Source organism: Micromonospora sp. NPDC047756, assembly GCF_055587245.1.
Window position 1 is genome coordinate 1111738 of sequence record NZ_JBVJGQ010000001.1, and the last position, 18958, is coordinate 1130695.

Genomic DNA, 18958 nt, shown 5'->3' on the forward strand with positions numbered 1-18958 from the left:
TCGCCCGCGCTACGCCCTCACCGTCGCCCGCCGCAGGCGCCAGGTGTCGGTGAGTGTGATGCCGACCAGGACGCCGACGGTGACGAGTACGACGAGGACCGGGGCCAGCATGGTCAACACGGGCGTGGCGCCGATCAGCAGTGCCAGCCAGGCCAGTCGTGACGGTGGAAGTTGGCCGAGCAGCACGTATTCGGAGCCCATCCGTCCGAGCACGAACAGCACCGGCCCGCCGACGATGACGATGAGCCAGGTCGCAGGGGTGGTGCCGAGAGGTTCGTGGAGAACGAGGTCCACCCCGGCCGAGGTCGCGATGATTCCGGTTATCACAACGGCGTACACGTAGGGCGCGAGACGCACCGCCTGCCGTGGACTCTGGTGTGCGGACCGGTCGACGAGTGTGTTGCTCTGCAACGCGTAGACCTGCCAGAACAGCAGCGCGGTGACGATCGCGGCGAGGAATGCGACGGTCCGAGCGGGCGTGTACGCCGCCGTGGCGAATTGCAGCGTCGCCATCAGCGCCAGCTCCCCGAGAGCGAGAATGGCGATCTGCTGGTACCGCTCCCCGAAGTGGACGCTCAACTGGGCGTACTGGTCAAGTGGTACCCGGCCTCGTCCGGGCGTCGGATAACGCAGCGCGGATGCCACGTAGTCGACAACGAGAGCGACGGCCCACAGGCCGGTGCGCCAGGCCGGATCGCTGAGCCCGCCGACGAGCCAGAGAATTCCGGAGACCACGAACCAGAAGACGAACCGCTGGGCGCGGGCGTGCGCCCTGTGCCGGCGCAGCGCGACGACCAGCATGATCCCGCGTGCCAGGTGGAGGCCGACGTACGCGCTGGCGAAGAGCAGACCGCGCCCGCCGTAGGCAGCCGGTACGGCGACCGCCATCAGGACCACGCCGAATATCGTGCTGACGACCACGCCCCGGATCACCGGTAGGCGGGGGTCGTAGAACTCGGTGTCGATGGCGGTGCCCGCCCAGGTCCACCACGCGGCCAGCAGCAGGATGAGGCTCTGTCCCAGTCCGCCCCAGGTGGGTTTCGTGGCCAACTGCATCGAGAGTTGCGCGAACATGGCGACGTAGAAGACGTCGAAGAACAGCTCCAGTAGCGTCGCGCGAGCCGACGAGTCGGGGTTGCGTCGTGGCCCGGTTCGGTCCGTGCTCGTCATCGATCAGCCGTCCCCGCTGGCTTGCGACACACGGCGACCAACGAGCGAGCTGACTCGGAGTTACCGGCGCCGGTGACCGCCCGCCCGCCGGGACGAGTCGGCAGCCCCGGACGTGGCCGACTGATGGACGGCATCGACCGGATTCGGTGGGCGGACGATAGGCTGCGGCCGGCGTCGGAGTGACCTAGGGGGACGGGTGATGGGCGGATCGGTTCGCGCGGTGGTCGCGGTCTGCGGGCATCCGGCGTGAGCGGCGGGCTCCGTCCCGGTGACCCGGCCCACCTCGGTGGGTACGAGGTGATCGACCGGCTCGGCGACGGGGGCATGGGCAGTGTCTTCCTGGCCCGCTCGCCGCAGGGGCGGCGGGTGGCGGTCAAGGTCGTCCGTGCGGACCTCTCGCACGACGAGGAGTTCCGGGGTCGGTTCCGTAGTGAGGTGACTCGCGCCCGCCAGGTCCCGCCGTTCTGCACGGCCGAGGTTCTGGACGCCGACCCGGACCATGACCCGCCCTACCTGGTGGTGGAGTACGTCGAGGGCCCCAGTCTGGCCCAGGTGGTCCGGGAGCAGGGCCCGCTGGGAGGGGCGCACCTGCACGGCATCGCGGTCGGGGTGGCCACCGCGCTCACCGCCATCCACGGCGCCGGGGTGATCCACCGTGACCTCAAGCCGGCGAACGTCCTGGTCGCACCCGGCGGGATCAAGGTCATTGACTTCGGCATCGCCCGAGCCTTCGAGGCGACGAGCCAGCACACCCGGACCAACCAGATGGTCGGCACCGTCTCGTACATGGCTCCGGAGCGGTTCGACACCGCTTCCGGCCGTCCGGCGGGCCCGGCCGCTGACATCTTCGCCTGGGGGGCCCTGGTCGCCTACGCCGCGACCGGCCGCACCCCGTTCGGGGGCGACTCCCCTACCGCCACCGCGATGCGGATCCTCACCCAACCACCGGACCTGACCGGGCTCGGTGGGCCGTTGCGGGATCTGGTCGCCCGCGCGTTGGAGAAGGACCCGGCTGCCCGGCCCACGTCCCGGGAGTTGCTCGACGGGTTGTTGACCGCGGCGTCGCCGGTGGGTGTCGGCGGGCCGGCCCACCTTCCGGGCGCGACGCCGCCACATGTGTCGTCCGCTGCCAGCGGTGCTGACCAGGGCGTGCCGTCGCTGGCATCAGGTCCGGCCAAGGCTGGTCGCGCGGGTTCACCCCGGCGTGGCTGGCTCACCGCGTTGGGGGCGACCGCCGCCGTGGTCGCCGTGCTGGTGCCCGCTTTCCTGTTCGGTCCGCACCTGTTGAGTGGGCAGTCCAAAGAGGACGGAGCCGGCTCGACGCCGAGCGGTGGCCCGGCGACGAGCGGACCGGCCGCTACGGCGTCCACGCCCGCGTCGGGCAAGCCGTCCGCCTCACCGTCGGCGAGCGTTGACCCCTCACAGGCCATGCTGGCCGGTCAGCGGCGAGTCCTGCTGCACGTGGTGGAGATCGACCGTGACCTGTCGCTGCCGTCTCACGGCGAGGTCGAGGTCGGCAACGGAACCGGCAAGGACGCGCTCTTCGTCCTCGAACCAGTCGGTGTCGACTACATGATCAAGTCGGTCAACCCGGAGATCGCCCACCGGCCGTGCCTCGGGGTCAAGGTCGATTCGGAGGGGTACGCGGCCCTGGTCGGCGCCGACTGCCGGCCGAGCAAGGCGACGTTGTTCACGTTGTACCGCGATGGCGAGGACGACAAGGGGCGCCCCGCCTACGCCGTCACGAACGACGAGCACGGCCCGGTGCAGTGGAGCCCGACCAAGAAAGAGATCTTCGTCGAGTTTCTCGGTGACGCGCCGCTGAACACCACGTTCAGCCTGGTTGATCGAGGCGCGGTCTGACCCGGAGGTGCCCCCGCGGCGCAGCCCGCCCGGTCAGCCATGACTCGCACGGCGATCGATCCTGACCGTCGCCGCGCCGTCGCTCCCGCCGGTCGTCAGCCTGAACTCACCGGCACCCACCAACGAGTCACCGGCAATGGGCAGTCGTCGATGTTAACGCGCTCGCGGGGCCCTCTCAAGGGCCTGGCGGTGGTCCCGGGTGGGGATCTGGGGCGATGCCTGCGGGAATGCGGTTCAAGTCGCTCCACCTCAAGATCCGCAGGTCGACAGCGGTAGATGTTCCCAGCACGTTACGTCTTGACGAACGGCATGTTATCGCTCACAGTCGATGCCTAAGGACGACGACACCTCGGCTTTCCGGGCAAGCCCTGCTTCGTCGACCTCGAATCAGGCGTGCGCTATTGCTCACCGGTGTCTTGTTAACGCTAACTCTCTGACGCCGGCGTGCTCGGCCACGCGTCGCGGTACGCCCACCCTCGGGCAGTCCGTTCGGCTCTTGGTCACTGGAGGAGGATCATGTCTGCCCTTGATAGGTCTCCATCGATCGCCATGCCTTCGCGGCGGCGACGTTGGTGGTTGCCCCGCATCCTCGCCGCCAGCGCGGCGGCGTTGATGGTCGGTGGTGCCGCCGTAACGGTGGTGTCGTCGCCCGCCGCCGCGGCGACGGTCGACACGAACGCGTGGTACGTGCTGGTCAACCGCAACAGCGGCAAGGCCCTGGACGTCTACAACCTGGCCACGAACGATGGGGCCCGGATCACCCAGTGGACCCGCAACAACGGCAACCAGCAACAGTGGCAGTTCGTCGACTCCGGTGGTGGCTATTACCGGGTCAAGTCGCGGCTGTCCAACAAGGTGCTCGACGTCTCGGGCTTCTCGACCGCCAACGGCGGCAGCATCGTGCAGTGGACCGACAACAACAGCACCAACCAGCAGTTCCGGCTGGCCGACTCGGACAGCGGCTACGTCCGGTTGATCAACCGCAACAGCAACAAGGTGATGGAGGTGCAGGGCGCCTCGACCGCCGACGGTGGAAACATCGTGCAGTACGACGACTGGAACGGGACCAACCAGCAGTGGCAGTTCGTCCGCGTTGGCGGTGGGACCGACCCCACCACGCCGCCGCCGACCACCCCGCCGCCGGGCGGCACCTGCGACCTTCCGTCGACCTACCGCTGGTCGTCGACGGGTGCGCTGGCGCAGCCGAGGTCGGGTTGGGTGTCGCTGAAGGACTTCACCGTGGCCCCCTACAACGGCCAGCAGCTGGTCTACGCCACCACGCACGACTTCGGGTCGAGCTGGGGTTCGATGAACTTCAGCCTCTTCTCGAACTACAACCAGATGGGTTCGGCCACCCAGAACGCGATGAACTCCGGCACTGTCGCGCCGTCGTTGTTCTACTTCGCGCCGCGCAACATCTGGGTGCTCGCCTACCAGTGGGGCGGCCCGGCGTTCTCCTACCGGACCTCGACCAACCCGACCAACCCGAACGGCTGGTCGGCGCCGCAGACGCTGTTCAGCGGCAGCATCTCCAACTCCGGCACCGGCCCGATCGACCAGGCGGTCATCGGTGACGACCAGAACATGTACCTGTTCTTCGCCGGCGACAACGGCCGGATCTACCGGGCCAGCATGCCGATCGGGAACTTCCCGGGCAGCTTCGGCTCGAACTACCAGACGATCATGACCGACACCACGAACAACCTGTTCGAGGCCGTGCAGGTCTACAAGCTCCAGGGTCTGAACAAGTACCTTATGATCGTCGAGGCGATCGGCTCGACGGGCCGCTACTTCCGCTCGTTCACGGCCACCAGCCTGGGTGGTACGTGGACGCCGCAGGCCGCGTCCCAGAGCAACCCGTTCGCCGGCAAGGTCAATAGCGGTGCCACCTGGACCAACGACATCAGCCACGGTGAGCTGCTGCGCACCAACGCCGACCAGACGATGACCGTTGACGCCTGCAACCTGCAACTGCTCTACCAGGGTCGTTCCCCCAGCTCCGACGGCGTCGACTACGGCCTCCTGCCGTACCGGCCGGGTCTGCTGACCCTGCAGCGCTGACCCTGTTCGATCAAGCTCGACCGACCCGGAACGGGCGGGCTCGGCGTCACGCCGAGCCCGCCCGGCTCATGTCAACGCTGCGATCAGCTCGGGCTCATCGGATCGGTGTGCCGGTGACACAGGTAAGCACCTGACCCCGACCACGGGTCGCGCTCGTTGTGGTCGTGGCGAAACCATGGGTTCGGAGCAGTGCCTCGGTCGCGGTGAGGTTCGCGGTGGCGTGCGCTTCGGTGGGTCGCTCGCCGAAGACGTAGAGCCGTCCTCCCGGCGCCAGCAGGCTGCGCATGCGGGCGATCTGCTGCGCTGCTTCGCCCAACCAGAAGAGGCTGACGTTCACCGCGAAGATCTTGGTGAAGTGGCCGGTCGGTAGGTCGGCCACCTCGAACCCTGCTCGCCGGATCTCGGCTCTGCCAGCCTCGATGTGGCCCAGGTTCCGTTCGGTCGCGAGCCGCACCATCGTCGCGGCGCGGTCGATGGCGACGATCCGGCCGGTGGTGAGGCGACCGGCGACCAGGGAGACGGCTGCTCCCCGACCGCAGCCGATCTCCAGCACCTGGTCGTCGGGCGTGACAGCCATCGTCTGCACCGCCCAGCGCTGCCGATGGGCCGGCGTCACCCGACTCGGTTCGTCCGCCGCGGGCGTCGTGTCACCGCTGGACGAACCCGGATCGCGGGTCGAAGGAGGGGACCTCACGAGGTCACTCGCCGGCGCCTTCTGCTCACACCTCTGATTCCACCCTGTCAGCGGAGTCGGTGCACCGTGTCCTCGGTCACCGCTCACGTACGAGTTCCTGGACCGCGGCCCCGCTCCGAGCTGAACCCGTCTGCGCGGACTCAGGGGGAGGGTGCGTGGCCGGGCCAGTCCGGCCGTCAGAGCCAGACCACGATCCCGGTCAGGTCGTTGAGGACCGCGGCCACGCCCGCCCGGATGGCCGACGCGCACCGGTCCGCGGTGAACGAGTTCGGGTCGTACGTCGAGGACATCCCGAGCCCCTCGCCCCGGAACGACGCGCCGTCCCAGTCGACAGCCGTGACGTTGTGGGTGGGTTCGGCGAGTTCCGCGCCGACCACGAGGAACTTCTCGTCCAGGTGGCTCGGGGTGACCAGCGCGAGCCCGTCGACGAGGTCGTTGCCCGCGCTGACGATGAGGTCCGGGCCCATCTCCATCGCCTTGGCGATGCTGGGAACGGTGTCGTGCGCACTGCCGACGACGATGGTCCTCAGGTCGACGTGCTCGTCGTCGGCCCACTCCTCGACCGCCGTCACGAGGGCCTTCGTCGGGTTGTCCGTACCGCTGGTCAACAGGACGACCCGGTAGTCCTTCGGCGGGTGGACGTCGGCCCACGAGCCGGGCCGTGGGGTGATCGTCGCCTCCGGCGCGGGCCTGGTGGAGGGGTCGACGAACCCCGGGCCGAGAGTGCCGAGGGCGCTGGGCGCCGGACGTGGCTCGGACCAGTCGCCGCTGGAGGTGCAGGCGGAAACCAGCGCGGCGGTCGCGGCCAGCATGGCGACGGCCCGAAGCGGGGGGCGCAAGGTGATCGTCCTCCGGGTGGTGGCGGAAAGTGCGCGTACTTCTTCGTATTCCTATCTCAATTCCGTCGACCGGTAATCGGTGGGCGGGCGTTCGGGGAAGTTGTTATCCGGCGGTTCGTCGGGGCGCGGGTTGGCGTTCACCCACGACATGCAACGTGCACTGGCCAACCGAGGGAGTCGAATGTCAGGCCGCATCCGCCGTACCGTTATCGTCGCCGCTGTCGGATTCGCCGCAGCGGTGGTTCCGTTTCTGGGCGCCGAACCGGCGTCCGCCCACGGCTTCTCGTCGACTGTGTACGCGAAAATCGCACCGGGAGATGAGGGTCACATTCGGACCGGTGTGGAGCTCGAATACGACCTCCTCGTCGTGTCCGCAGCGGATGCCGGCGACGACGACCCGCTCTTCCAGGCGGGAACCGCCGCGTTCGAGACGGGCGACACCGCCGCCCAGGCCGCCGCGCTGAAGGGGCACGCGTCGGCGGTTCTCCGGTACGTCTCCGACCGGTTCGCGGTGAGTTCGCGGGGTGCGGCCTGCCGACCGGCCCAGGTGGGTGACGCGACGATCGGCGAGCGTGAGGGCGTGCCGTACGCGGACCTGCTGCTCGACTGGACCTGCCCGGAGCGGGCCGACGAGCACGTGGTGCGCAGCGGGCTCTTCCCGGATGGTGAGGGTTACGTCAAGGGCACCAAGACGATCGTCACGTACGAGATCGACGGCCGCTCGGGCAGCGCGGCGCTCGACGCGGCCAATTCGTCCTTCTCGACGGCGCAAACCTGGTACCAGCGGTTCGGCGAGTTCTTCCTTCTGGGCGCCGAGCATCTGCTGACCGGGATCGACCACATCCTGTTCCTGTTGGCGCTCATCGCCGGGTCCCGGCGGCTGCGGGAGATCGTGCTCGCGGCCACCAGCTTCACGCTGGCGCACTCGGTGACGTTCATGCTCGCCGCGCTCGGTCTGGTCGAGGTGCCGGCGCTGATCGTGGAGCCGATCATCGCGCTGTCGATCGCCGTCGTCGCCGGTTGGCACCTGTGGGGGATCTGGCGGCGTGGCGAGCACGCGGCTGACCTGGAGACGGCCGGGCAAGGCCACTTCAGCCTGGATCGGGCCGGCTGGATCCGCCTCGGCGTGGTGTTCTGCTTCGGCCTCGTGCACGGCCTCGGCTTTGCGGGCGCCCTGGGTATCGACGAGGCGTGGTCGTGGACCCTGCTGTGGTCGCTGGTGGTGTTCAACGTCGGCATCGAGGTCGTTCAGTTGACAATTATCGCTGTCGTCTGCCCGCTGCTGTTCGTGCTGCGCCGTCGTGCGCCGAAAGCCGGCCTCTGGGCGACCGGAGTCGTTTCTGCGGGCGTGTCCATTATGGGGTTGGTCTGGTTTGTGCAGCGCGTTTCTGGATCATGAGCAGGGCTAAGTAGTTCGTGAAGTGCAGTCTTTCGCAAGATCACGTTCATGGTCGGTTCATCGGACGGCGAAAGCGTGGAATTGCTTCCCCAGCGTCGGGTGAAGGCACAATCCATTTCTCTATTTGAAAAGGGAACAATGTCGATGACATTGAGCACCTCGACACGGGCCAGCGCGCTCGTGCGGCGGCGCCTGGTCGCCGGGGTCGCAGCCGGGTTCCTCGGTCTGGGCGCGGCCCTCGGCAGCGGCCTGACGGCCACCGCGAGCGCGGCCGAGTCCACCACGATCAGCAGCGTGATCCTCGGCGTCGGCGCCAACGAGACCCAGCGCATCGTGACCTGGTACTCCTCGGCCGACACCGCGCAGAAGATCCAGCTCGCCCCGACCGCCGAGATCGTCAACGGCGAGTTTCCGGCCGGCGCGGTCAGCTTCGACGCCGTCGGCGCGGCGAACACCTCCACCACCGGGTTCAACCGGCACGCCACGATCAGCAACCTGCGCGAGAACATGGCGTACTCGTACCGGGTCGGCGCCGAGGGCAGCTGGTCGCCGACGTACGCCTTCAAGACGCAGGACTTCGAGGGCGACTACGACTTCCTGTTCTTCGGCGACCCGCAGATCGGCTCGTCCGGCGACCGGCTCAAGGACCAGGCCGGCTGGGAGGACACCCTAAAGGTCGCCACCGCGGCCAACCCGAACGCGGAGCTGCTGGTCTCCGGCGGCGACCACGTCGAGTCCGCCAACGACGAGGGTCAGTGGACCTCGTTCATGGCCCCCGACCAGCTGCGTCAGTACCCCGTGGTCGCCACCATCGGTAACCACGACGTCGGCGGCAAGTCCTACGAGCAGCACCACTTCACCCCGAACACCGACCGCACGGCCCCGTACTACGACAACGGGAACCCGGCGGGCACCAAGTCCGGTGGTGACTACTGGTTCGTCTACAAGGACGTGCTGTTCATCGACATCAACAGCAACAGCTACAAGCTGCCGACCGACGGCAGCAACGCCGGCGACGCCGCGCACGTCGCGTACATCACCGACGTGGTGAACAAGCACGGCTCCGAGGCCAAGTGGAAGGTGCTGGTCTACCACCACTCCATCTACTCGCCGGCCAGCCACGCGACCGACACCGACAACAAGCAGCGCCGGGAGGACTTCACCACGGCCTTCTCGAACCTCGGCATCGACATGGTGCTGCAGGGTCACGACCACAGCTACTCGCGCAGCTACTCCATCAAGAACGGCCAGAAGGAGAACCCGGCCGAGAAGCCGGGTGCCGCCGACGTCTTCCCCGGCCCGGGCGGCGTCATCTACGTGACCGCCAACTCGGCCTCCGGCTCGAAGTACTACGACATCAAGAAGCCGGACGCCACCGGCACCGGCATCAAGGGCAACGGCCCGGACCCGCTGGACCCGAACAAGTACTGGTACAACTCGGTGCAGAACCAGGAGCACGTCCGCAGCTACGTCAAGGTGCAGGTGCGCGGCGACAAGCTGGTCCTGGCGAACGTGCGCAGTGGCACCTGCGCGGCACCGAACGCGTCGGTCGAGAACGGCTCCTCCTGCGTCAACACCCCCGAGGGGCAGCCGGTCGGCTCGATCGTCGACAACGTGACGGTGCACCCGTTCCACGGTGACGGTCAGGCCATCCAGGTCAACGTGCCGAACCCGGCTCCGGGCGAGTTCGGCTGGACGATCGACGGCTACAACGGTCTGGTCGACCTGGGCACCGCGCAGGAGCGCAACGGCACCTACTTCCAGGCCAACGGCAAGATCAACCCGATCCTCGTGTCGGACAGCCGCCGGTCGCTCGCCCCGTGGTCGATCTCGGCCAACGTCGGCGACTTCGCCGACGCCGACAAGACCTTCTCCGGCTCCTACCTCGGCTGGAACCCGTACGTGCTCGACGCCGGCGCGGGTGCCGAGGCCGGTGCCCCGGTCCTGTCGTCGCTCGACGACCAGGGCAAGGGCCTCTCGGTCTCCAGCGCGCTCGCCGCGGCCGCGCAGGGTCACCCGCGTGGCGGTGCCAAGCTCGGCGCTGACCTGGATCTGAAGATCCCGGACAGCATCACGAAGGGCAGCTACCGCACCACCCTCACGATCACTGCGCTGAGCAGCTGACCGAACAGATCCAAGCGGCGGGGTAGGCACCTTCGGGGCCTACCCCGCCACCCATTGCGCCCCTCCAAGATCACCTCAAGGAACTGACATGTACCCGTCCGTAACGCGCTGGAAGACACGCCTCCGTACGACAGCCCTGTCCCTGCTCGCCGTCGTCGCGGCCGTCGGTGTCGGTGCCGGTCCCGCCCTGGCGGCGGACGGCAACGTCGCCTGGACCGTCCGGACGGCCTCCAACGGCTACGGCGAGGCCAGGTCCAGCTACAGCTACAACGTCAACCCGGGCGGTGCCGTCGAGGACGCCATGGTCGTGGCCAACCGCGGCCCGGCACCGCTCACCCTCACCGTGTACGCGGCCGACGGCTTCACCACCGACGCCGGCCAGCTCGACCTGCTCACCAGGGACAAGAAGTCGATCGCGATCGGCGCCTGGGTGAAGCCGAACGCCGGCAGCGTCGTGATCCAGCCCGGAAAGACCGCCCAGGTCCCCTTCACGGTCGACGTTCCGCGGAACGCCACGCCCGGGGACTACGTCGGTGGCATCCTCACCACGTTGACCCAGGCCGACCAGGCTGAGGGGATCAACGTCGACCGCCGCCTCGGTATCCGGATCAAGTTGCGGGTGGGCGGCGAGCTGAAGCCGAACCTCGCGATCGAGAACCTCCACGTCACGTACGCCGGCCCGACCAACCCGTTCAGCAAGGGTGACGCCACCATCACCTACCAGGTCCACAACGTCGGCAACGCGGCCCTGTCCGGCAAGCAGGCGGTGACCGTCTCGGGCCCGTTCGGCCTGCTGCGGGTGCGGGCCGAGGATGTCGCCGCGCCGCCGGAGCTGCTTCCGGGCGAGAGCTGGGACGTGTCGGTACCCGTGCACGGGGTGGCTCCCGCCATCTCGCTGGCCGCGACAGCGACCCTGACGCCCCTGCTCACCGACGCCTCGGGCTCCACCACCTCGCTCAAGCCGGTCCAGGTCACCGCGCACGGCTGGGCCCTGCCCTGGATGCTGTTGCTGGTGCTCGTCGTGCTGATCGCCGTGCTCGTCGGGGCGTACCTGTACCGACGCCGCAGCCGGTCGCGGAGCAGGGCGCGCGAGGACGCCCGCGTACGCGACGCCGTCGAGCAGGCGCTCCGGGGCCCGGAGCCGCGGACCTCCTGATCACGGCACCGGTCACCCCGGCTGGCTCCGGCCGGCGGCGGTTCTCGCCCGCCGGGGCAGGGCGTGGGCGTTCGTCCTTGTGGGTGAACGACGCTCAGCTCCGGACCACGCCTGTTTTCCAGCCGGCATGCTGCGACGGTGACGCCGGCACGGAGAGGGAATCCACATGGTTGACGGGGATCTGCCAGAGCGGATGCAGGCAGCGGCCTTCGACGAGTTCGGCGGGCCGGAGGTGATCACCCTGCGGAAGCTGCCGATCCCGCAGGTCGCCGACGACGAGGTGCTGATCAAGGTGTTGAGCGCCGGTGTCGGGGTGTGGGACGCGTACGAGCGGCAGGGCATGTTGGTGCCGGAGGGCTCGGCGCTCCCGATCGTGCCCGGCTCCGACGGTGCCGGAACCGTCGTCGCGGCCGGCAGCAAGGTCACCGGTCTGGCCGCCGGCGACCTGGTCTACGTCTCCGCCAGCACGCGGCCGAAGGGCGGCCTCTACGCCGAGTACGCGTCGGTCAGGGCGGAGTACGTGGCGAAGGTGCCCGACGGTGTCCCCGCCGAGCACGCGGGCGCCATGCCCACCGACGCGCTGACCGCGCTGGCCGGGCTCGACACGATCAGCCTGTCGGCCGGTGCCTGGCTGCTGATCTTCGGTGCGAGCGGCGGTCAGGGCCACCTGGCCGTGCAGTTGGCGAAGCGGCAGGGGCTGAACGTGATCGCCGTGGCGTCCGGGGCGGACGGCGTCGCGCTGGTGACCCGGCTCGGCGCCGACGTGTCCCTCGACGGCCACGGCGACATGACCGACGTGCTGGCCCGGGTCCGGGACGCCGCGCCGGGCGGGGTGAACGCCATCCTGGCGATGGCCGGCGGCGCGACGCTGGACCAGCTCACCGAGGCGCTGGCCGACGGTGGGGTGGTCGCGTTCGCCCACGGGGTGCAGCCGGAACCGCAGGAACGACCGGGCGTCACGGTCCGCGCGTACGACGGCGAATCGAGCCCTCGTCAGTTGCAGCGCCTCAACGAACTCATCGAGGCGGGGCCGTTCGTGGTGCACGTCGCGGAGAAGTTCCCGCTGGGCAAGGTGCGCGACGCACACCAGCGCCTACAGACGTCGTACGCCGGCAAGCTCCTGCTGACGGTGGCCTGAGACGTCAGGGCGTGCGCTGTTGCGGCACGCGTACCGAAGCCATGCCGGCCGCCGTCGCTGCCTGGATGCCCAGGTCGGTGTCCTCGAAGACCAGGCAGGACTCCGGGGGTACGCCGAGTTGCTGCGCCGCCAGCAGGAACGCCTCCGGGTCGGGCTTGGCCCGGGTGTAGTCGTCGGCGCAGACCAGCACGTCGAACCGGTCCAGCAGACCGAGCGCGTCCAGAGACGCGGTGACCGACGCGCGGGTGCTGCCGGAGACGACGGCGAACGGGACCCGCCGGTGCGCGTCGTGGATGTGCGCCAGCACCTCCGGCACGGCGGCGAGCTGCGGCAGCAACTCCTGGTAGTAGCTCTCCCGGCGCTCGACGACGGCCTCCACCGGCATGGTGAGACCCTGCTGCTCGTTCAGGGCGACGATGATGTCGGCGGTGGGCCGCCCACCCCAGGCGTAGAAGAGGTCCTCGGGGAACTCGCAGCCCCACTCCTCAAGGGCCCGCTGCCAGGCCAGGTAGTGCAGCGGCATCGAGTCGACGATGGTGCCGTCGCAGTCGAACAGGTACGCGGCGAACGGCCCGGGAGGCAGCGGCAGACTCACCCGGGAAGGGTACAGCTCACCCGCTCTCGACGGCTCTCAGCTGACTGAGCAGGTACGCGCGCTCCGGTTCGGTGCCGACCAGCGCCAACGCGGTGCGGTACGCGGCCGCGGCCTCGTCGTACCGGCCGAGCCGGCGCAGCAGATCGGCCCGCGCCGCCGGATAGGGGTGGTGGCCGCGCAGCCGAGGCTCGTCGGCCAACTCGTCGAGCAGCGCGAGCCCCGCCGCCGGCCCGTCCCGCATGGCGACCGCGCCAGCCCGGTTGAGCGCCACGATCGGTGAGGGCACCAGGCCGAGCAACACGTCGTAGAGGGCCACCACCTGCGGCCAGTCGGTGCTGGCCACGTCGGCGGCCTCGTCGTGCAGCGCGGCGATGGCGGCCTGAACGCCGTACGGGCCGGGCGCTCGGCCGGTCAGCGCGACCACCACCAGGCCCCGCCCCTCCTCGATCATCTGACCGTCCCAGCGTCCACGGTCCTGGTCGTCGAGAAGGATCATGGTGCCGTCCGGTCCGGTACGCGCGTCCCGGCGGGCGTGGACCAGCAGCATCAGACCGAGCAGCCCGGCGACCTCCCGCTCGGCCGGTAGCAACCGACGCAGGATCCGGCCCAGCCGGATGGCTTCCTCGGCCAGGTCGATTCGTTGCAGATCCGGGCCGGAGCTGGCCGCGTACCCCTCGGTGAAGACCGAGTAGACGGCCTGGAGCACCGTGGGCAGACGACCGGGCAGCTCGTCGGGTCCCGGCACCCGGAACGGGATACGCGCGTCGCGGATCTTCCGCTTGGCGCGGACGAGCCGTTGGGCCATGGTGGCGGGCGGCACCAGGAAGGCCCGCGCGACCTCGGTGGTCGTGAGGCCGGCCAGGAACCGCAGCGTGAGCGCGCCGCGATCCTGCGCCGCCAGCGCCGGATGCGCACAGGTGAAGAAGAGCGCCAACCGGTCGTCGGGCAGGTCGCGGTCCGCGTCGGCGGGCGGCGCGGGATCGGCCCGCTCGGCCTCCGCCTGCAGTACGGCTAGCCGGGTCGCCAGCACCCGGTCGCGCCGCAGCCGGTCCACCGCCCGACGCCGGGCCGTGGTGAGCAGCCAGGCGCCCGGCCGGCTGGGGACGCCGTCGGTTGGCCAGTGCGTCAGCGCCGCCTCGATGGCCTCGGAGGTGACCTCCTCGGCCAGGTCGAGGTCACCGAAGCGGCGCACGAGCGAGGCGAGCAGCCGGCCGCGTTCCTCCCGGAACACCGCCTCCACCGACGACCCGACGGCTGCCCCCTCACCCGGCACTGTCACTCGTGCATGTCGATCTCGAAGATCGGACGGACCTGGACCGAGCCGGTGCCGATGGCTCCGGGACTGCGGGCCGCCCACTCCAGCGCGGCGTCGAGGTCCGGCACGTCGATGACGTCGTACCCGCCGAGCAGTTCCCGGGTCTCGGCGAACGGCCCGTCGGTGATCGTGCGCTCGCCGTCCGGGTTGACCTGCACAGTGGTGCAGGTGGTCAGGTCCTGCAGGGGATGCCCGGAGACCCAGACCCCGGCGTCCTTCATCTCCCGGTCGTAGCGGATCCAGTCCTCGAAGCTGCACCCGTTGTCGACGACCTCCCCGTCGACCATGGGGCTCATGAACAGCAGCATGTACTTCACGTTTCGGCTCCTCTCGGTGCGGCGGGTCGCCGTACAGCATGACGACGAACGCGGGCCGGGGATATCGACACGGCGCATCAGCTTTTTCGTGGGCGTTCGTCGCGTCGGTCCATCCGTCGCTCGAACCAGGTCACCCCGATCAGGAGAGCGGTCAGCAGAGTGAGCGCCACCAGCGGCGGCAGGGACCGGCCGACCGGCAGCAGGGCCAGCGGCAGCAGTGCCGCGACGACCTGCGGCGGGTGCACCACGCCAACGGTCAGCCGGCGGAAGACCAACCTGCTGAGCAGGTAGAGGGCGGCACCACCGTAGAGCGCGGTCGCGGCCGACCAGCCGAGCCGGCCGGGGTGCCCCGACTCCTCGGTGAGCTGGGCGATCACCTCCTCGATGCCGAGCGCGACGTAGATCGCCCCGATGATCAGCGGAGAGTGCCCGAGTCCGTACGCGTCACCGGCGACGTCGCCGCGCCGCTCGCCCGGCACGTTGTTGACGGCCTCCCGAGCGGCGGGCGCCAACCGGTCGAAGTAGAGCCACCACAGGCACACGGTGCTGGCGAGACCGAGCAGCGCGGCGGCCACCGCCGCGCTGACCGGTGCCATCGTCCGCGGCCCCGCACCGGCTGAGATCAACGACTCACCCAGAGCGATGATGAGCACCAGACCGAACCGCTCGGTGAAGTGGCCGACGCTGCGCACCTGCCACGGCCGGAAGGCGGACGCGACCCGGGCGCCACCGATGTCCACCAGCAGCGCGACCGTCCAGAGCACGGTCTGGGCCGCGCCACCCAGCAACGCTCCACCGATCAGCGGAAACCACGCCAGCACCACCGGCGCGGTGAAGAAGCGCAGCGTCGAACGGAGTGGCTCGTCCGTCGTGCTCACCCAGAACAGGATCACGAGCTGGACCGCCCGGCCGACCACGTAGGCCAGGGCGAGGGCGAGCGGCGCGTCGACGAGCCCCCGGCCCTGCGTCCACGCGTCCGGCAGCACCAGAGCGACCACGAAGATGGCCGCCATCGCCACCAGGGTGGCCGCGCGGACCAGGCCGACGTCCGCGCGCACCAGGTTTCCCACCCAGGTGTACGGCCCCCAGGAGTAGAGCAGCAACAGGAGCAGGAGCAGCCCCTGAGCAAGGGTGAGCGCGGTCGGTGACCCGGCCATGAACGTGATGACCCGGGTGAGGGCGAAGACGAAGACCAGATCGAAGAAGATCTCGAACATCGTGGTCCGGTGCGTTGCCGCAGCCGGTACCGGTCGAATGCCCGAAATCCCCCTCATCTCCGCATTGTGCGTCACGGGGCCGGGTGAGCCGGCGGGCCGCTCACCCGGTCCCTCCGCCGAGCACCGGACGCCCGACCTCAGGGCGAGGTCTGCGTCCGGCGTCGGCTCCGCTCGGCCCGCCGTCGCACCTGCTGGTACGCGCCGGTCAGCCCCATCGCCCGACGGACCTGGACCACTGTCTCGCGTACCTCCTGGCGGGTCCGTTCCGTACCCTCGACGATCAGTCGGTCGACCAGGCCCCGGTCGGCTTCGATCTCGGCCCGCCGCTGCCGGATCGGCGCCAGGAACCCCTCCAGCGCGACGATCAGCCGTTCCTTGACCTCCACGTCGCCCACCCGCCCGGCCCGGTAACGCCGGGCCAGGTCGGCCACCTCGTCGCGGTCCGGATTGAAAACCTCGTGGTACGCGAAGACCGGGTTCCCCTCCACCGTGCCCGGCACGTCGGCCCGCACCCGGTTCGGGTCGGTATACATGCCGAGCACCTTGCGACGCACCGTCGCCGCGTCGTCGGAGAGCGCGATCGAGTTGCCCCGGCTCTTGCTCATCTTGACGGCGCCATCGGTCCCCACCAGGCTGGGTGTGTCCGCAGCGATCAACTCGGGCACCGGGAAGACAGGCCCGTACAGGTGGTTGAACCGCCGGGCGATCTCCCTGGTCACCTCGACGTGCGCGGCGTTGTCCCGGCCGACCGGGACCACCTCCCCCTTCACGCAGAGGATGTCCGCGGCCTGGAGCACCGGATAACCCAGCAGCCCGTACGGCATCTCCTGCGTGCCGGCGTCGCGGGCCATGTCCTTGAGCGAGGGCACCCGTTCCAGCCGGGGGACCGTCACCAGGTTCTGGAGGAGAGTGTTGAGGTCGCCGACCTCGGGGATCGCCGACTGGAGGTAGAAGGTGGCCCGGTCCGGGTCGACGCCGGCGGCGAGGATGTCGGTCACCATCTCGCGGGCGTTGCCGGCGACCTGGTCGATGTCCTCACGGCGGTTGCGGGTGGTGAGCATGTGCAGGTCGGCGATGATGAAGAAACTCTCGTAGCGTCGGTGCAGCCGTACCCGGTTGGCGATGCTGCCGACGTAGTGGCCGAGGTGCAGGCGGCCGGTGGGCCGGTCACCGGTGAGCATTCGTGCGACGGACATGGTGGTGCCTCTCGTATCCGAAGGTGGGTGACGCGTGGGCGCGCGCCGAGCAGGGCTGGCTCAGCCCTGCTCGGTCAGCGGGATCGACTCAGCGAGTCGCCCGCCATCGCGCGCCGGCGCGAAACCGCAGACCACCGGCACGGAGGACGTTCAGAAGTTGCTCACGGCCGTCGCCGGAGCCGGTCGGAATCTCGGACACCGCACCGAGGGAGCGGCCGTCGACCAGGTCGACCGCCTCGGCTGCGCAGTTGCCCCTCCGGACCACGGCCTCAGATTACCCGCGGAATGGCGCCGGGAGGCGGGAGGTAGCTGTCGGCGTAGTAGGCGCCGACGCGGTCGCGGTACTCCGGGTCGGCCGCTGCCGGATCGAACGGCGGCGCGTCCTTGATCTGCTGGCGGGTCCGGTCGACGTGCACGACGCGCTCCTGGTGATCCACCCGGTCGACCGTCCCGGCCGGCAGCAACACCTTCTGGCCGAAGATCCACGGCCCGGTGTCCACCACCAGGTGCCCGGCGTCCGCCTCGTCGCTCGTCTCGTCGATGGTGCCGATGCGGCCGTCGCTCGCCTGCACCTGATAACCCACCAGGTCGACGGGCGTACCCGGGCCGGGGGCGTCCGGGCCGTCGTGTCCACCATCATGGCCCTCCGCAGGAGTGACCGAGGGGGTGGTCTGCCTGTATCCGCCGGCCAGGGCGGACGGATCACGCCAGGCCCAGGGGTTGAAGATCGAGGTTTGCATGGGGCACCTCCAAAGGACGGTCCTCAGCTGTCCCCCTTCGCAGTGCCCATCCCGCTGACGCCGGAAACAGCCCGGCGCTCGACGCGGCGGTGCTCCTGCCCAGGCGCGGCGGGGCGTTCGCCGCGAAGAACCGGCCCGCCGGTGGCCCGGCTGCGCGCCGAGGTCGCCGTCCGTCCCGGTCGCCGCCAGCCTCGTGAGCAGCAGGTGCGCTGGCATACTCGGCTGCCATGGTGCTGTCGCGAGGGTGGAGTCTCTTCCTGGTCGGAGTCGGCGTCTGGACCTGGGTGATCTGGCCGAGGTTCGCGGTGGCCATCTGGCAGGACCCGCGGTCGTGGGCGTCTGGCACGGTGGCCGACGGCGCGGCCACCAGCTTCCTGTGGGTGCACGCGCTGCTGATCGCCGCGTCTCTGGCAATCGGCACCACCGCCGGCGTTCTCGGCGTCCGGGCCTGGCTCGCCGCCCGGCGGCGGCCGTCCTGATCGCCGCTGCTCTTGCGGATCGGGCCGCTCGACGCTGCCACTACGCACGGTCGCCGAGCCCTTCTGCTGACGGAACGCCTCTGAACTGGGGAAACTGCTCAGACGAGCGAATGTGACGCGCGCCGCTACCCGTGGATTTGACGATCAAACCCGCAGACGCGTAACTTTCTCTCTGCCAGCGCGGAACGGGGCAAACGGGACGAAAGTCCTAGAGCACCGAAACGGGATGGCAACCGGGTCAAGCAGGGGTTCGCTCCTGGGAGACACGGTCCGGGCGGGGCTCGCCGGATCGGCCGCGAGGCGGATTTGGTGCGGCGAAGCCGACCGGGTAAGGTTTACGACCGGCAGGGCACCGGGCGAGACTGCGGGAAACCGCAGCGGCCGGTCTGCCGAATCCGACGACCTGACGCAGCGGTTCGCTGCTGCGTGAGAGCGGCGGCGCTGACCCGTACGAAGCATGACAGACCGGGACACACGGTTTGACACAGCGCAGACGGTGAGGTAACGTAGTAAAAGTGCCCGGCGCGAGAGCGACGGGGACGCGGTACGAAAAGCCCCGAGATGGGTGCCATTGAGTGTGGTGCTTTGATCGGTGTGTGGTTGTTCTTTGAGAACTCAACAGGGTGCTTGTAAAGCCAGTGCCAATTATGATTTA

16 protein-coding genes are annotated in these 18958 nt (G+C 69.5%); 7 read left to right on the plus strand and 9 right to left on the minus strand.

What is annotated here, in order from left to right; all coding sequences use genetic code 11:
• Positions 1-9: 9 nt before the first annotated feature.
• Complete coding sequence (locus ACZ6NZ_RS05245) at positions 10-1170, minus strand: low temperature requirement protein A (RefSeq protein ID WP_465855843.1); 1161 nt, start codon at positions 1168-1170, stop codon at positions 10-12.
• 246 nt (positions 1171-1416) lie between these two features.
• Here ACZ6NZ_RS05245 and ACZ6NZ_RS05250 point away from each other — a divergent pair, with 246 nt between their 5' ends.
• Together ACZ6NZ_RS05250 and ACZ6NZ_RS05255 are read left to right on the plus strand one after the other, a co-directional pair.
• Entirely contained in the window at positions 1417-3033 is a 1617-nt protein-coding gene (locus ACZ6NZ_RS05250; protein ID WP_465855845.1) for a serine/threonine protein kinase, read from the plus strand.
• 516 nt (positions 3034-3549) lie between these two features.
• On the plus strand, positions 3550-5094 hold the full coding sequence (locus ACZ6NZ_RS05255; protein ID WP_465855847.1) for a non-reducing end alpha-L-arabinofuranosidase family hydrolase: 1545 nt from the start codon (positions 3550-3552) through the stop codon (positions 5092-5094).
• A gap of 94 nt (positions 5095-5188) precedes the next feature.
• Here ACZ6NZ_RS05255 and ACZ6NZ_RS05260 read toward each other — a convergent pair whose 3' ends face one another.
• Together ACZ6NZ_RS05260 and ACZ6NZ_RS05265 are read right to left on the minus strand one after the other, a co-directional pair.
• Positions 5189-5671, minus strand: coding sequence for a class I SAM-dependent methyltransferase (locus ACZ6NZ_RS05260; protein WP_465855849.1), 483 nt, complete (start codon positions 5669-5671; stop codon positions 5189-5191).
• A 293-nt stretch (positions 5672-5964) separates the two neighbouring features.
• Positions 5965-6627, minus strand: a complete 663-nt coding sequence (locus tag ACZ6NZ_RS05265; RefSeq protein ID WP_465855851.1) for a type 1 periplasmic-binding domain-containing protein — start codon at positions 6625-6627, stop codon at positions 5965-5967.
• Positions 6628-6757: 130 nt separating this feature from the next.
• Between ACZ6NZ_RS05265 and ACZ6NZ_RS05270 the strand changes: the two genes are divergently transcribed.
• The 4 genes from ACZ6NZ_RS05270 to ACZ6NZ_RS05285 all read left to right on the plus strand — a co-directional run bounded on the left by ACZ6NZ_RS05270 (position 6758) and on the right by ACZ6NZ_RS05285 (position 12444).
• Positions 6758-8026 carry a HupE/UreJ family protein gene (locus ACZ6NZ_RS05270; protein WP_465855853.1) on the plus strand — a complete coding sequence of 423 codons (1269 nt, stop codon included), beginning with the start codon at positions 6758-6760 and terminating at the stop codon, positions 8024-8026.
• Between the two features lie 144 nt (positions 8027-8170).
• Entirely contained in the window at positions 8171-10150 is a 1980-nt protein-coding gene (locus ACZ6NZ_RS05275; protein ID WP_465855855.1) for a purple acid phosphatase family protein, read from the plus strand.
• Positions 10151-10238: 88 nt separating this feature from the next.
• Entirely contained in the window at positions 10239-11306 is a 1068-nt protein-coding gene (locus tag ACZ6NZ_RS05280) for a WxL protein peptidoglycan domain-containing protein (RefSeq protein WP_465855857.1), read from the plus strand.
• A gap of 166 nt (positions 11307-11472) precedes the next feature.
• Positions 11473-12444, plus strand: a complete 972-nt coding sequence (locus ACZ6NZ_RS05285) for a quinone oxidoreductase family protein (protein WP_465855859.1) — start codon at positions 11473-11475, stop codon at positions 12442-12444.
• Between the two features lie 4 nt (positions 12445-12448).
• Here the strand turns inward: ACZ6NZ_RS05285 and ACZ6NZ_RS05290 are convergent, their stop codons facing one another.
• The 6 genes from ACZ6NZ_RS05290 to ACZ6NZ_RS05315 form a co-directional block, all read right to left on the minus strand.
• Complete coding sequence (locus ACZ6NZ_RS05290) at positions 12449-13039, minus strand: HAD family hydrolase (protein WP_465855861.1); 591 nt, start codon at positions 13037-13039, stop codon at positions 12449-12451.
• A gap of 16 nt (positions 13040-13055) precedes the next feature.
• Entirely contained in the window at positions 13056-14312 is a 1257-nt protein-coding gene (locus ACZ6NZ_RS05295; RefSeq protein WP_465855956.1) for an RNA polymerase sigma factor, read from the minus strand.
• Positions 14313-14314: 2 nt separating this feature from the next.
• Positions 14315-14662 carry a YciI family protein gene (locus ACZ6NZ_RS05300; RefSeq protein WP_465855958.1) on the minus strand — a complete coding sequence of 116 codons (348 nt, stop codon included), beginning with the start codon at positions 14660-14662 and terminating at the stop codon, positions 14315-14317.
• Between the two features lie 86 nt (positions 14663-14748).
• Positions 14749-15945 carry a low temperature requirement protein A gene (locus ACZ6NZ_RS05305; protein WP_465855863.1) on the minus strand — a complete coding sequence of 399 codons (1197 nt, stop codon included), beginning with the start codon at positions 15943-15945 and terminating at the stop codon, positions 14749-14751.
• Between the two features lie 80 nt (positions 15946-16025).
• Positions 16026-17084 (minus strand): tryptophan--tRNA ligase, encoded by a 1059-nt coding sequence (gene trpS / locus ACZ6NZ_RS05310; RefSeq protein ID WP_465855865.1) that lies wholly within the window; start codon positions 17082-17084, stop codon positions 16026-16028.
• A gap of 269 nt (positions 17085-17353) precedes the next feature.
• Positions 17354-17824, minus strand: coding sequence for a PRC-barrel domain-containing protein (locus tag ACZ6NZ_RS05315; RefSeq protein WP_465855867.1), 471 nt, complete (start codon positions 17822-17824; stop codon positions 17354-17356).
• A gap of 227 nt (positions 17825-18051) precedes the next feature.
• Here ACZ6NZ_RS05315 and ACZ6NZ_RS05320 point away from each other — a divergent pair, with 227 nt between their 5' ends.
• Entirely contained in the window at positions 18052-18303 is a 252-nt protein-coding gene (locus ACZ6NZ_RS05320; protein WP_465855869.1) for an SCO4848 family membrane protein, read from the plus strand.
• Positions 18304-18958: the final 655 nt, after the last annotated feature.

Excerpts from the sequence above, each read along its gene's own strand:
- ACZ6NZ_RS05245 (WP_465855843.1), bottom strand. The coding sequence starts at position 1,170 with ATGACGAGCACGGACCGAACCGGGCCACGACGCAACCCCGACTCGTCG.
- ACZ6NZ_RS05255 (WP_465855847.1), top strand. The coding sequence starts at position 3,550 with ATGTCTGCCCTTGATAGGTCTCCATCGATCGCCATGCCTTCGCGGCGG.
- ACZ6NZ_RS05260 (WP_465855849.1), bottom strand. The coding sequence starts at position 5,671 with ATGGCTGTCACGCCCGACGACCAGGTGCTGGAGATCGGCTGCGGTCGG.
- ACZ6NZ_RS05275 (WP_465855855.1), top strand. The coding sequence starts at position 8,171 with ATGACATTGAGCACCTCGACACGGGCCAGCGCGCTCGTGCGGCGGCGC.
- ACZ6NZ_RS05280 (WP_465855857.1), top strand. The coding sequence starts at position 10,239 with ATGTACCCGTCCGTAACGCGCTGGAAGACACGCCTCCGTACGACAGCC.
- ACZ6NZ_RS05285 (WP_465855859.1), top strand. The coding sequence starts at position 11,473 with ATGGTTGACGGGGATCTGCCAGAGCGGATGCAGGCAGCGGCCTTCGAC.
- ACZ6NZ_RS05300 (WP_465855958.1), bottom strand. The coding sequence starts at position 14,662 with ATGCTGCTGTTCATGAGCCCCATGGTCGACGGGGAGGTCGTCGACAAC.
- ACZ6NZ_RS05305 (WP_465855863.1), bottom strand. The coding sequence starts at position 15,945 with ATGAGGGGGATTTCGGGCATTCGACCGGTACCGGCTGCGGCAACGCAC.
- trpS (WP_465855865.1), bottom strand. The coding sequence starts at position 17,084 with ATGTCCGTCGCACGAATGCTCACCGGTGACCGGCCCACCGGCCGCCTG.
- ACZ6NZ_RS05315 (WP_465855867.1), bottom strand. The coding sequence starts at position 17,824 with ATGCAAACCTCGATCTTCAACCCCTGGGCCTGGCGTGATCCGTCCGCC.
- ACZ6NZ_RS05320 (WP_465855869.1), top strand. The coding sequence starts at position 18,052 with ATGGTGCTGTCGCGAGGGTGGAGTCTCTTCCTGGTCGGAGTCGGCGTC.